The organism is Kitasatospora sp. NBC_00039, from assembly GCF_045160625.1.
Taxonomy (GTDB): domain Bacteria; phylum Actinomycetota; class Actinomycetes; order Streptomycetales; family Streptomycetaceae; genus Kitasatospora.
Map to the genome: position 1 here is coordinate 4907329 of NZ_CP108289.1, position 13108 is coordinate 4920436.

8 protein-coding genes and 1 pseudogene are annotated in these 13108 nt (G+C 72.6%); 3 read left to right on the forward strand and 6 right to left on the reverse strand.

Features of this window, described 5'->3' with window-relative positions; translation table 11 throughout:
• Positions 1 to 4 precede the first annotated feature (4 nt).
• Positions 5 to 1189: a MarP family serine protease gene (locus tag OG286_RS21790; RefSeq protein WP_396326013.1), complete on the forward strand. Its 1185-nt coding sequence runs from the start codon at positions 5 to 7 to the stop codon at positions 1187 to 1189.
• 210 nt (positions 1190 to 1399) lie between these two features.
• Positions 1400 to 2101, forward strand: a complete 702-nt coding sequence (locus tag OG286_RS21795) for a metal-dependent hydrolase (RefSeq protein ID WP_405365708.1) — start codon at positions 1400 to 1402, stop codon at positions 2099 to 2101.
• Positions 2102 to 2246: 145 nt separating this feature from the next.
• On the opposite strand, the gene OG286_RS21800 is transcribed toward OG286_RS21795, so the two are convergent.
• From OG286_RS21800 to nhaA, 4 genes are all read right to left on the reverse strand, one after another.
• Positions 2247 to 2456, reverse strand: a complete 210-nt coding sequence (locus tag OG286_RS21800; RefSeq protein WP_396326015.1) for a hypothetical protein — start codon at positions 2454 to 2456, stop codon at positions 2247 to 2249.
• A 337-nt stretch (positions 2457 to 2793) separates the two neighbouring features.
• A complete protein-coding gene (locus OG286_RS21805) occupies positions 2794 to 3840 on the reverse strand; it encodes an alpha/beta fold hydrolase (protein ID WP_396326016.1) in 1047 nt (348 codons plus the stop codon).
• A 232-nt stretch (positions 3841 to 4072) separates the two neighbouring features.
• Complete coding sequence (locus OG286_RS21810) at positions 4073 to 4549, reverse strand: phage holin family protein (RefSeq protein WP_396326017.1); 477 nt, start codon at positions 4547 to 4549, stop codon at positions 4073 to 4075.
• A 215-nt stretch (positions 4550 to 4764) separates the two neighbouring features.
• Positions 4765 to 6321 (reverse strand): Na+/H+ antiporter NhaA, encoded by a 1557-nt coding sequence (nhaA, locus tag OG286_RS21815; RefSeq protein ID WP_396326018.1) that lies wholly within the window; start codon positions 6319 to 6321, stop codon positions 4765 to 4767.
• A 638-nt stretch (positions 6322 to 6959) separates the two neighbouring features.
• Between nhaA and OG286_RS21820 the strand changes: the two are divergent.
• Positions 6960 to 8013: pseudogene (locus tag OG286_RS21820) on the forward strand (serine hydrolase domain-containing protein).
• Positions 8014 to 8183: 170 nt separating this feature from the next.
• On the opposite strand, the gene acs reads toward OG286_RS21820, so the two are convergent.
• Together acs and OG286_RS21830 are read right to left on the reverse strand one after the other, a co-directional pair.
• On the reverse strand, positions 8184 to 10139 hold the full coding sequence (gene acs / locus OG286_RS21825; RefSeq protein ID WP_405360368.1) for an acetate--CoA ligase: 1956 nt from the start codon (positions 10137 to 10139) through the stop codon (positions 8184 to 8186).
• Positions 10140 to 10361: 222 nt separating this feature from the next.
• Entirely contained in the window at positions 10362 to 12770 is a 2409-nt protein-coding gene (locus OG286_RS21830) for a SulP family inorganic anion transporter (RefSeq protein ID WP_396322066.1), read from the reverse strand.
• Between the last annotated feature and the right edge of the window lie 338 nt (positions 12771 to 13108).

Genomic DNA, 13108 nt, shown 5'->3' on the forward strand with positions numbered 1-13108 from the left:
CGGGGTGAACGTCCTGGATCTGCTGCTGATCGCCGCCGCCGTGGGATTCGCCGTGTCGGGCTACCGGCAGGGCTTCGTGGTCGGCATCATGTCGGTCCTCGGCTTCCTCGGCGGCGGCCTGGTCGCCGTCCAGCTGCTGCCGCTGCTGCTCGACCACCTCAGCCCCGGCACCACCGCCTCGGTGATCGCCGTCGTGGTGGTCATCGTGCTGGCAGCGGTCGGCCAGGCGATCACCACCCACTTCGGCTGGAAGCTGCGCGGCCACATCGACCGGCGCCCGGCCAAGGCGCTGGACGCGGCCGGCGGCGCCGTGGTCAACGTGATCTCGATGCTGCTGGTGGCCTGGCTGATCGGTTCGGCGCTCGCCGGAACGTCCCTGCCGACCGTCTCCAAGCAGGTCCGCAGCTCGGCCGTGCTCGGCGGCGTCCAGGACGCCCTGCCCTCGGACGCGCCCAACTGGTTCTCCGACTTCTCCAAGGTGCTCGCCCGCAACGGCTTCCCGCAGGTCTTCAACCCCTTCGAGCACGAGCCGATCACCCAGGTCGACACCCCCGATCCGGCGCTGGCCGCCAGCCCGGCGGTGGCCAGGGCCAGGCAGAGCCTGGTCAAGGTGGTCGGCACCGCCACCTCCTGCGGCAAGACCCTGGAGGGCAGCGGCTTCGTCTACGCCCCGCACCGGGTGATGACCAACGCCCACGTGGTCGGCGGCGTAGACGAGCCCACCGTGCAGATCGGCGGCGTCGGCCAGCTCTACGACGCGACCGTCGTCCGCTACGACTGGCAGCGCGACATCGCGATCCTGGACGTGCCCAAGCTGAACGCGCCGGTGCTCGCCTTCGCGGGCGAGGCGAAGACCAACGACAGCGCGATCGTGGCGGGCTTCCCCGAGAACGGCGCCTTCAACGTCCAGCCGGCCCGTATCCGCGGCCGGATCCAGGCCAACGGCCCGGACATCTACCACCGCGGCCAGGTGGTCCGGGACGTCTACTCGGTGCGCTCGCTCGTCCGCCAGGGCAACAGCGGCGGCCCGCTGCTCACCCCGGACGGCCAGGTGTTCGGCGTGGTCTTCGCCAAGTCGCTGGACAGCGCGGACACCGGGTACGTGCTGACCGCCGCCGAGGTGCGCGAGGACGCCGTCCAGGGCAGCACGGCGACCGGCAGGGTGGACACCCAGGGCTGCGCGCTCTGACACCGCCCCGGGGGCTCACCGGTCGGCGAACCCGCGGCACCCACCGCACACACGGCACGTACCGCAACGGGCCGCACCCACCGCGCCGGCCGATGTCCGGTCGATGCCCGGCGTGCGGTCGGCCCCGGCTGATAGCGTCGGCCGCGCTCACCCGTTCGGCTCAATTGGGCGCCGTCCCGGGGTGGGCCGGGCGGAGGTCGGCGAGGTTCGATGATGGGTCACTCGCACGCGGTCAGCGGGGCGATGCTGTACGCGGCCTCCGCGCCGTTCCTGCCGCCGTTGCTGCTGGACACCACGCTCCAGCCGGCCGACATCCTGATGGGCACGGTGCTGTGCGCGGGCGCCGCCCTGCTGCCGGACCTCGACCACCACGACGGGACGATCGCCAACTTCCTCGGCCCGATCTCCAGGGTGCTCTGCCGCCTCGTGGCCTGGGTCTCCGGAGGCCACCGGCACGCCACCCACTCGCTGCTGTTCGTCGCCCTGACGGGCGGCGGCACCTGGGCCGGGGTCACCTTCCTCGGCCGCGACTTCACCCTCGGGCTGACGTTCTTCCTGCTGGCGCTCGCGATCCGGGCCCTGCGGCTGCACCCGCCGGGGGACGGCCCGACGATGTGGATCACCATCATCGGCCTCGCCGCGCTGGGCACCGCCGGGATGAACACCTGGATGCCGAACGCGCCGGGCTGGCTGCCGTACGCGGTGGCGCTGGGCACGCTCGCACACCTGTTGGGCGACTGCCTGACGATGAAGGGCGCGCCGCTGCTCTGGCCGCACAAGGAACGCTACGAGGTGGTGCTGATCAAGCGCAGCGGCAACGACATCGAGACCAAGGTGCTGGTACCGATCATGTCGGTGGCGACCTTCGTGCTGCTCTGGTTCACGGCGCTGTCGCCGACGGTGGTGAACTGACCCGGCCGGTGAGCCGATCCGGCCGGTGAGCCGATCCGGCTGGTGAGCAGAGCCGTCCGGTGATCCGATCCGCCTCGGGAAGGGCCCCTCACAGGAAGGGCCCGCTGGGAGGGGGATCCGCCCCGGGGGAGCGCGGCGCGAGGCCTCAGGTCTCGCGCCGCAGCCGTGCGCCCACCCAGCGGGCCCGGCGGCCGAGGATGCGCGGGATGCCGAGCTCCTGCTGAGCCGAGCGCTGACGGCGGTCCACGCCGTCGTATCCGAGGTCGTCCGTCCAGTCGGGGCGGTGGCCGGACCTCTGCGAGCTGTTGTGGCTTCGGCCGCGCGGAGCGCTGCCGCGATCGGGCATCCAGGTCATACCGCAATGGATGCCCCTGGGCCGGTCGGCGTAACCGCTCGCGCACGAGGCAACTTGTCCTATGCGTTTGTCATATGAGCGCACTGTAAGGGGAGTTGGGGTCCGAAGTCGCACCGGAAGCCGGTCCCGCACTCATCCCGTCGGCTGGCCAGGCCGCCCGCGCAGCCGAATCCCGGGGCGACCGAGGGCGGCGGTTTCCGGGCCCACGGTGGCCGGTGCCTGCGGTGACCGGGCCCACGGTGGCCGGTGCCTGCGGTGACCGGGCCCACGGTGGCCGGTGCCTGCGGTCCAACGGCTCCGCGGTGACCGGCGCCCGCCGCTTCCGGGCCCCGGCGGCTCAGTCCTTGTGGCGGCCGATCCAGTCCAGCAGCTCGGCGGTGAACTCCTCCGGCGCCTCCTCGTGCGGGAAGTGCCCGACCCCCGGCATCAGCCGCCAGCGGTACGGCGCGGCCACGTACTCGCCGCCGCCGAGCGCGGTGTGCGACAGCAGTACCGGGTCCGAGGCGCCCTGGACGTGCAGGGTGGGCGCGGTGACCGGCTTCTTCATCCGGCGGGCGAACTGGATGCCGTCCGGGCGGGCCATCGACCGCAGCAGCCAGCGGTACGGCTCGACCGAGCAGTGCGCGGTGCTGGGGATCTGGATCGCCTGCCGGTACGCGGCCACCGCCCCCCGGTCCAGCTGGTTGTGTCCGGTCCAGGCGTCCAGGTAGCGGCCGACCAGCGCGGCGTCGTCGGCCACCAGGCGCCGTTCCGGTATCCACGGCCGCTGGAACCCCAGGACGTGGTCGAAGGCGGCGATCTGGCGACGGTCGGTCAGCAGTGCCCGGCGCAGGTCGCGCGGGTGTGCGGCGGAGACCACGGTGAGGCTCTGGATCACCGACGGCCGCATGACCGCCGCCACCCAGGCCAGCGTGCCGCCGGAGGCGTGGCCCACCAGGTGGGCCCGGCGTTCGCCGAGCGAGCGGATCACGCCGGTGATGTCCAGTGCGAGGTTGCCGGGGTCGTACCCGCGCGGGGTGCGGTCGCTGCCGCCGACGCCCCGCAGGTCGAGGGCGACGGCCCGGTACCCCGCCTCGGCGAGCGCGGTCAGCTGGTGGCGCCAGGCCCACCAGTACTCCGGCCAGCCGTGCACCAGCAGGACCAGCGGGCCCTTGCCCAGCTCGGCGATGTGGAACCGGGCGCCGTTGGCCGCGAGGTCGCGGTGCGTCCAGGGGCCCGTCTGCCGGACGTCCCAGACGGACTCGGGCGCGGCTGCCGCGGTGCCGTCCTCGGCGACCGCGGTCGCGCTGTCGGCAGCCTCGTCAACGGCGTCCTGGCCGCCGGCGCGGTCGGGGCCGGAGTCGGCGGACGGCTGCGCGGGCACGGGCTTCTGGTCGAGCGGCATACCGAGAGCGTGTCACATCCGTACACCGGACACGCGCCCGGCACTCGGTCTCGGTGCGTCAGACCATGGCAGGGCTGCCGTCCGTGCACCGCCCGGGGCCCACCGGCCGACCCGCCGCCCGGCCCCGGTCCGGCCCGTCGTCCGAGGTGGCCGCCCGGGCCGTCGTCCGGGGCGGCGCCCGGACGGCAGCGGCGCGTGCCGATGGGCGGGGCCGGCCGGCGTGCTGCCGGGCTTACGGGATGCGGCCCAGGGCCCGGTCGATCTCCTCCTGGGTGGCGGGGCGCGGGCGGGCGTTCTTCAGCACGTCGGCGGTCTTCTGGGCGCCCTCGATGGTGCGGTAGGGCTTCTCGATCCGCTTGAACGAGCGCAGCGCCAGCAGCCCGAGCACCACCGCCAGCAGCAGGTATGCGCCGGCGACGATCAGGAACGACCAGCCGAGCGAGAGGCCCAGCGCGTGGATCCCGAACGCCGCCGCGGCGCTGAGCATCGGAACGGCGGCCAGTGCCACCACGCCGGCGACCGTCAGCGAGACCCCGCCGGAGACGCCGCGCTTGACGTCCGCGCGCAGCTCGGCCTTGGCGAGTGCGATCTCGTCGTGGACCAGGGCGGACAGGTCGGCGGTGGCCGCCGCGAACAGCTGCCCCACCGAACGCTCGCCCTCGTAGGGCGCCCGGCCGTTGCTGGACGGGTCTGCGGCTCCTGCGGGCATCAGCGGTTCTCCTCTGCGGCTGTGCGGCGTGACGCCGCCGTGCGGTGCGGTTCCGGGGGCCGGAGGGGGCCCGGAGGCGTCTGTGGACTGTCGACAGCTCAGAATCATGCCCCCAGCGGTCAGTCACACACCACTCCGGGGCCCCGCCGGAGGGATGTGTCCCCCCTGCTCCCCGTTGCTCTCCCCCTGCCTCCCGAGTGGCGGGGCCGTGCGTCTCAGCCGCGGGCGGCCGGTCCGGACGGGGCGTCACCGTCCGGACCGCCCTCCGTCGGGTGGTCGGCCAGCTTCGTCACCCGGGCCTGCCAGGCCGGATCGTCCTGCTGGTAGACGTCGGGGACGCCGTCGTGGTCGAGGTCGCGGTCCTCCTCCTCGCACAGCTCGCGGTAGTGCCGGTTACGCAGCTTCAGCAGCACGGTTGCGACCAGCGCACAGAGCAGCGAGCCCACCAGGACGGCGGCCTTGGACCGGTCGGCCAGCGCCTGGTCGTCCGGGAAGGCCAGCTCGCTGATCAGCAGCGAGACGGTGAAGCCGATGCCGGCCAGCACCGAGACGGCGAACATGTCGGCCCACTTGAGCTGCGGGTTCAGCTCGGCGCGGGTGAACCGGGCGGTCAGCCGGGTGCCGCCGAAGATGCCGACGGTCTTGCCGACGAACAGGCCGAGGATGATCCCGAGCGGGGTGGCCTGGGTGAACACCTCGCCCAGCGCCGGCCCGGTGATCGTCACCCCGGCGGCGAACAGGGCGAAGACGGGGACGGCCAGTCCGGCCGAGAGGGGGCGGACCTGGTGCTCGATGTGCTCGCCGGGGGAGTACTTCTCGTCGCCGACCGTGTGGCAGCGGAGGATCAGGCCCATCGCGACGCCCGACACCGTGGCGTGCACACCGCTCTCGTGCATCAGCGCCCAGATCACGAAGGCCAGCGGCACGTACAGGTACCAGCCGTGCACGTTGCGCCGGTGCAGGAACCAGAACAGAACCAGGCCGGCGAAGGAGAGACCGAGCGCCCAGAACTTGATGCCGGAGCTGTAGAAGATCGCGATGATCAGGATCGCGATCAGGTCGTCCACCACGGCGAGGGTGAGCAGGAAGGCCCGCAGCGCGGAGGGCAGGTGGCTGCCGACCACGGCCAGCACACCGAGGGCGAAGGCGATGTCGGTCGCGGTCGGGATCGCCCAGCCGCCCGGGTGCCCGCCGCTGCCGGAGTTGACCACGGCGAACAGGATCGCCGGCAGCGCGACGCCGCAGAGGGCGGCTATGACGGGTAGCAGGGCGGCGCTGGGGCTGCGCAGTTCGCCGGCCACGAACTCGCGCTTGAGCTCGATGCCGGCCACGAAGAAGAAGATCGTCAGCAGGCCGTCCTTGGCCCAGGCGTCCAGGGTGAGGTCCAGGTGGAACGGGGTGGACGGCCCGATGGTGTAGTCGAGGACGCTCTCGTACGACTGCGGCCAGACATTGGCCCAGATCAGGGCCGTCACGGCGGCGGCGAGCAACAGGATGCCGCCGACCGTCTCGGTGCGCAGGGCGTCGGTGATGTAGGTGCGCTCGGGGAAGGACAGCCTGCCGAGGAGCTGGCGGCGGCGGGTCGTCGGCTCGTTGACGGGCGGCTGGCTGGCCACGCGTGACCTCCTGGGGCGGGGAACGGTGTACGGATGCACCTGTGGTGCAGTGCCGACCAGACTTCCCGGCGCGCCCTGTGACGCAGTGGATTCCGTGGTGGATCCGGGAGGACTTCCCTGGATGTTCCGACGGGGATCTTGATGCGTCTTTGACATTCTAGCCGGAAGCACAAGCGGGCATGCTTCTTGTCATATTTCAGGACTTAAGACCTGGCGGCCTGTTCTGCTTCGACGCGTGGCGTCCGACGGCAGCCGATGACACCCGAATGGAGCCGGCCGCATGCAGACGGGTGAACGCCGCCCTATCGTCGATCGCAGGCGCTGCCCGTCCGGGCGGCGCGATTCCCCGTTCCCGCCGCTGCGTGGCCGCTGCGTAGCCGCTGCGCAGCCGTGTACTGGAGGCACGACGATGCCCAGAGCGCCCCTCTTACCGCCCACCCTGTCCGCGTGGCCGCCCCGGCGGAGCGCGGACCTTCGATGAAGCACCGAGGTCCGCCGCAGCGCGGAGCTTCGGTGGAGTACGGACCTTCGATGAAGCACCGAGGTCCGCCGGAGCGCCGAGACCCGACGAAACACGGACAAGTGCCGGAGCACGGACAAGTGCCGGAGCGCGGGCACGTGTCGGAGCGCGGAGCTTCGGTGGAGTGCGGAGCCTCGGTGGAGTGCCGACCGATGAACGGTTCAGCCCTTCGTCCTGTTGCCGACGCCCGGCCGTCGAGCCGGGCCCGGACCTCGGCCACCTGCTCCGCCCGCTGTTCCACGCCGCCGCCCCGGGCGGAGGCGCCGCCGTCGTGGTGATCCGCGGCGACGAACGGACGGTCGCCTGTCGCGGCCACTCCGACCGCTCCCGTGAACGCCCCGTCCGAGCCGACACCAGATTCGAGCTCGGCTCCGTGACCAGGACCTTCACCGGGCTCCTGCTCGCCGAGATGGCCGCCCGGGGCGAGGTCGGCTACGACGATCCGATCGACCGTTACCTGCCGGTCGACGCCGCCCCCGGCTACCCGCACGAGCGGCCGATCACCCTGCTCCACCTGGCCACCCACACCTCGGGACTGCCCCGGCTGCCGGTCGGCCTGCTGCCCGCGATGACCCCGCGCTGGTTCACCAGCCCGTACGCCACCTTCGGCCCGGCCCACCTGCTCAGGGCCCTGCCCCGGACCGCCGTCCGCGGGACTCCGGGCGCGCAGGTGCGCTACTCCAACCTCGGCTGCGGGCTGCTCGGCCTGCTCCTGGCCAACGCGGCCGGCCAGCGCTACGACGACCTGCTGGAGGCCCGGGTCTGCGGGCCGCTCGGCCTGGTGGACACCTCCTGCGGCCCCGGCCGCGAGGACGCCGCCGGCTACCGTCGCGGTCGTCGCGTCCCGTCCTTCCGCCTGCCCTCCCTGCCCGGTGCCGGCCACGCTGCGTTCCACGGCCGACGACATGCTCCGCTACCTGCAGGCACACCTGGAGCTGGACGCCGTCCCGCTGCCCGAACGGGCCGACGCGGCGGCGATGCGGACGGCGTTCGGCGAGGTCCGGCGCCCGCGGGCCGGCGGGCGGCGGGGCGGGACGCGGATCTGCCTGGGCTGGAACCACCGCTCAGTCCCGGGGGAGGTGGGGGCTGTCGCGGAACGGGCCCGCGGCCAGGCCGCCGAGCCGACCGAGGAACAGGCGGACGAGGTCGTCCACCACGCGGGTGCCACCCGGGGGTTCACCACCTTCGTCGGCTTCAGCCCCCGCACACAGGTGGGGCTGGCCGTGATGGCGGGCACCCCGCCGCTACGCAGTCGCGGCTTCGTACAGAGTGCGTACGACACGCTGCGCAGCCCGGTCGCGGACCGCCGGGAGGCCACGGAGGCGTAGGCCCCGTCCGGCCGGCCCTGGCGCACACGGCGAGGCAGACCGGTCCGGCGCCGGTGCCAACGGCGCACGTGTGAACGGCGCACGTGCGAACGGCATCGGTGCGAACGGCGGTGCCCCGGATGGTCCGACCGAGGTCCGACCGCCCGGGGCACTGCCGTTCACGGCGTACGTCAGCCCTGGCTGCCCGCGGGCGGGAGCTGGGACTGGATCAGGTTCATCACGGTGCTGTCGGCCAGTGTGGTGGTGTCGCCGACCTCGCGGCCCTCGGCGATGTCCCGCAGCAGGCGGCGCATGATCTTGCCGGAGCGGGTCTTCGGCAGCTCGCCGACCACCTTGATCTGCTTCGGCTTGGCGATCGGGCCGAGCGTGCGGCTGACGTGCGCCCGCAGCTCGTCGACCAGCTCGGGGCTGTCGGTGGCGGTGCCGCGCAGGATCACGAAGGCGACGATCGCCTGGCCCGTGGTGGCGTCGGTGGCGCCGACCACGGCGGACTCGGCGACGGCCGGGTGGCCGACCAGGGCCGACTCGACCTCGGTGGTCGAGATGTTGTGGCCGGAGACCAGCATGACGTCGTCGACCCGGCCGAGCAGCCAGATGTCGCCGTCCTCGTCCTTCTTGGCGCCGTCACCGGCGAAGTAGCGGCCCTGGAAGCGCGACCAGTAGGTGTCGATGTAGCGCTGGTCGTCGCCCCAGATGGTGCGCAGCATGGACGGCCACGGTTCGGTGAGCACGAGGTAGCCGCCGGAGCCGTTGGGGACCTCGCGGGCTTCGTCGTCGACGACGGTGGCGGCGATGCCCGGGAGGGCGCGCTGGGCGGAGCCGGGCTTGGTCTCGGTGACGCCCGGCAGCGGGCTGATCATGATCGCGCCGGTTTCGGTCTGCCACCAGGTGTCCACGATGGGGGTCTTGCCGGCGCCGATGTGGTCGCGGTACCAGATCCAGGCCTCGGGGTTGATCGGCTCGCCGACGCTGCCCAGGATCCGCAGCGAGGAGAGGTCGAACTTCGCGGGGATGTCGTCTCCCCACTTCATGAAGGTGCGGATCGCGGTGGGTGCGGTGTAGAGGATCGTGACGCCGTACTTCTGGACGACCTCCCAGAACCGGCCCTGGTGGGGGGTGTCCGGGGTGCCCTCGTAGATGACCTGGGTGGCGCCGTTGGAGAGCGGGCCGTAGACGATGTACGAGTGGCCGGTGACCCAGCCGATGTCGGCGGTGCACCAGTAGACGTCGGTCTCCGGCTTGAGGTCGAAGACGGCGTGGTGGGTGTAGCTGGCCTGGGTGAGGTAGCCGCCCGTGGTGTGCAGGATGCCCTTGGGCTTGCCGGTGGTGCCGGAGGTGTAGAGGATGAAGAGCGGGTGCTCGGCCTCGTGTGCCTCGGGGGTGTGCTCGGTGGACTGACGCTCGGTGATCTCGTGCCACCAGACGTCGCGGCCCTCGGTCCAGGAGATGTCCTGGCCGGTGCGGCGGATGACCAGGACGTGCTCGACTCCGTCGGCCTTGGTCAGTGCCTCGTCGATGGCGGGCTTGAGTGCGGACGGCTTGCCGCGGCGGTATCCGCCGTCGGCGGTGATGACCAGCTTGGCCCGGGCGTCCTGGATGCGGGAGGCCACGGCGTCGGCGGAGAAGCCGCCGAAGACCACGGAGTGGGTGGCACCGATCCGGGCGCAGGCGAGGATCGCGACGACGGCCTCGGCGATCATCGGCAGGTAGATCGCGACCCGGTCGCCCTTGGCGACACCGAGTTCCAGCAGTGCGTTGGCGGCCTGCGAGACCTCGTCCTTGAGCTGGGCGTAGGTGATCGAGCGGCTGTCGCCGGGCTCGCCCTCGAAGTGGATGGCGACCCGGTCGCCGTTGCCCGCCTCGACGTGGCGGTCGACGCAGTTGTACGCCACGTTGAGCTTGCCGTCGGCGAACCACTTGGCGAACGGCGGGTTGGACCAGTCCAGCGTCTCGGTGGGCTCCACGGCCCAGCTGAGGCGGCGGGCCTGCTCGGCCCAGAAGCCCAGGCGGTCCTCGGAGGCCTGCGCGTACGCGGCCGCGGTGACGTTGGCGGCTGCGGCGAGCTCTGTCGGCGGGGCGAATCGCCGCTCCTCCTTGAGCAGGTTGGCCAGGCTCTCGTTGCTCAACGCGCACTCCTCATCGAGTCATGATCGGGGTCGATCCCGTGCGTGGGGATTGTCCCGTGTGTCCCAGCGCACAGCTCACCAGGCGAAGCGGTCACTTGACAAGAGGCTCCGGGGAATTGGTGTAGACCTTTGATCGAGAGTCGAACGGTCTGCTCGAAGAAACGGTCGAACGGTGAGGTGGGCCCGCACCCCTGCCCGCCAGGTGGGGCACGGGCCCCGCTCTCAGGCGGCCAGTCGGGGATCACCCCCGCCGGCGGCCGTGCCGGCGGCCTCCAGCTCCGCCGCGGAGATCTGTTCGATTTCGTTCACCCGCTCGGGCGTGTCGCAGGGCGCCGACCCGGTCGCACCGGCGTCGAGCGCCTCGACCGGACTGAACTTGCCGCTCTCGTGGTCCAGCACATAGGCCTGGGCGGTGGCGAAGTCGAAGTACATGCCGACCAGCCGTAGTGCGCCCGCGGTGACCCGGCGCTCCACCGCGGGGTTCGCCAGCAGCTGATCCAGTTGCTGGACCACGTTGGTGATGCAGAGCTGTTCGACCAGGTCGACCACCGGACGGGCGGTGAACTCGGCGGGGGCGCGGCGCAGCCGGTCGAGCGCGCCGCGGCCGTTGCGCAGCCAGCGGGCCAGCGGGGTCGGCGGCCCCGGGCGCTCGTGCAGGCCGTCCAGCAGGGCCTTCATCGCGCCGCAGCCGGAGTGCCCGCAGACCGTGATGGACCGCACCTCCAGCACCTCCACGGCGTACTGCACCGCGGCGGCCACCGAGTCGTCGGCGGCGCCCGGCTCGAACGGCGCGGGCACCAGGTTGCCGACGTTGCGCACGGTGAAGAGGTCGCCCGGGCCGCTGTTGGTGATCATGCTGGTGACCATCCGCGAGTCCGCGCAGGTCAGGAAGAGCTGGGAGGGCGTCTGCCCCTCCCGGGCCAGCCGGGCCAGCTCCGGGCGGATCAGCGGGGCGGTGTGCAACTGGAACCCACGGAGGCCGTCCAGCAGCCGGCCGTGCGGATCCTCCTGCTGCTCGATGCAGTGGTGGCCGACCCAGGGCGTCCATGCCCGGCAGCGGTGCGGACCGGGTGAGCTGCCCGTCCGGATCGTCCCGTCCGGGTCGAGGACCTCCTCGTCCTGGCGCCGCGTCGTCATCGACACCCGGCCGCCGGTCGCCTGATGGCCCGTCCGCCAACTGTGCAGCGTCTCGTACGCCGCGTGGTCCAGGAAGGAGCCGTCGTGGACGACCGTCACGTCGGCCGTGGCGGGGATGCCGGCCAGAGCGCGGCTCAGCCGGGGTACCACGGTGAAGGTGAGCGGGCCGTGCGTCTGTACCGTGACGGAGCCGTCCGGGCCGGACAGGACGTCCACGTGGGCGCGGGTCAGGCGGTAGAGCGCGAGCAGCACGGCCGTCGCGGCGCCCAGTGCCACGCCCAGCAGGACGCCGAGCAGCACCACGCCGAGGACGGTGGCCAGGTAGACCGGGAACTCGCGGTGCCGGTGCACCTTGCGGATGTGCGCGAAGCTCACCATCTGCAGGCCGACGACCAGGACCAGGGCGGCGAGTGCGGAGAGCGGGATCTTGCGCAGCCCGCCGGTGAGCGCCAGGGCCGCGGCGAGCACCCAGACGCCGTGCAGGACCGAGGCCCAGCGACTCTGCGCCCCGGCCCGGACGTTGGCCGTGCTGCGTACCGCGCCACCGGCGATCGGCAGCCCGCCGAGCAGGCCGCTGACCATGTTGGCGACGCCCTGGCCGCGCAGCTCACGGTCGAGGTCCCCGGTGCGGTGCGACATCCGGTCGACCGCGACGGCGGAGAGCAGCGACTCGACGCTCGCCACGGCGGTGACGGTCAGCACGGCGGCCAGGACCGCGGCGAGCGGCCCGTGGGGCAGGTCGGGGACGAGGTCGTGCGGCTGCCAGGCGGGCAGTTCGACCCGGGCGAGGTGCAGGCCGAGGGTCATGGCGAGCGCGGTGGCGGCGGCGACGGCCACCAGCGGGCCCGGCACCTTGGCCAGTCGGCCGCCGAACTCCCCGGCCCGGCCCGGGAGTCGGCCGAGCCGGGGCCAGCCGAGCAGCACGACCGCGGTGACCGTGCCGACGGCCAGCGCGGGCGGGTGCGGCCCCGCCAACTGGCCGGGCAGGGCGAGCAGGTTGGCCAGCGCAGAGCTCTGCGGGGAGCCGCCGAGGACGACGTGCAGCTGCGCGATCGCGATGGTCAGGCCGACTCCGGCCAGCATGCCGTGCACGATGGCGGGCGAGACGGCGAGCGCGGTGCGGGCCACCCGCCGGACGCCGAGCAGGAGTTGGAGCAGCCCGGCGCCGAGCGTGATGGCGCAGGTGGCCTGCCAGCCGTACTGGGTGATCAGCCCGGCGGTGATCACGGTCAGCGCGGCCGAGGGGCCGCTCACCTGGAGGGGGGTGCCGCCGAAGAGGCCGACCACGATGCCTCCGACGGCTGCCGCGGCGAGGCCCGCGGTGAGCGGGGCGCCGGTGGCCAGGGCGATCCCGAGGGAGAACGGCACGGCGATCAGGAAGACCACCAGGGAGGCGGAGAGGTCCTGCACCCAGCGGGTGCGGGAGTTCGGGCCCGGTGGGGCGTGGTCGTTGGTGTCGGAGGCGATGGGTGCGCTGGAGATGTCGAGGGTCATTGTCTTCCCGTCTTTCCGGGGGAACGAACGCAGTCAGGTCCGGTGGTGAGTCCGGTTGGGGCTCGGGGGAGCCGGATCGGCTGTCGTGGGTCGCGACGGTGTGGCGGGATGGGCGTGGGCGCGGCGGGGAGCGCGGGTGTCACCGGCCGGGCCGTGGACCATCAGTGGGCCTCGGAGGGGCATGGGAGAGGCATTGGTCGGCCATGCCTCGGGGAGGACCATCAAGACTCGGTAAACCGAGGGTAATGAAAGCTTTGCACAGCGTCATCCCGGGCGGTAGCGCTGAACCCCTGGATTCACCCCATTGGGTGGTAGTCGAACTGACGGGAATCTGCTGA

Coding starts and splice junctions, on each gene's coding strand:
- OG286_RS21795 (WP_405365708.1), top strand. CDS start 1,400: ATGATGGGTCACTCGCACGCGGTCAGCGGGGCGATGCTGTACGCGGCC.
- OG286_RS21800 (WP_396326015.1), bottom strand. CDS start 2,456: ATGACCTGGATGCCCGATCGCGGCAGCGCTCCGCGCGGCCGAAGCCAC.
- OG286_RS21805 (WP_396326016.1), bottom strand. CDS start 3,840: ATGCCGCTCGACCAGAAGCCCGTGCCCGCGCAGCCGTCCGCCGACTCC.
- OG286_RS21810 (WP_396326017.1), bottom strand. CDS start 4,549: ATGCCCGCAGGAGCCGCAGACCCGTCCAGCAACGGCCGGGCGCCCTAC.
- nhaA (WP_396326018.1), bottom strand. CDS start 6,321: ATGTCAAAGACGCATCAAGATCCCCGTCGGAACATCCAGGGAAGTCCT.
- OG286_RS21830 (WP_396322066.1), bottom strand. CDS start 12,770: ATGACCCTCGACATCTCCAGCGCACCCATCGCCTCCGACACCAACGAC.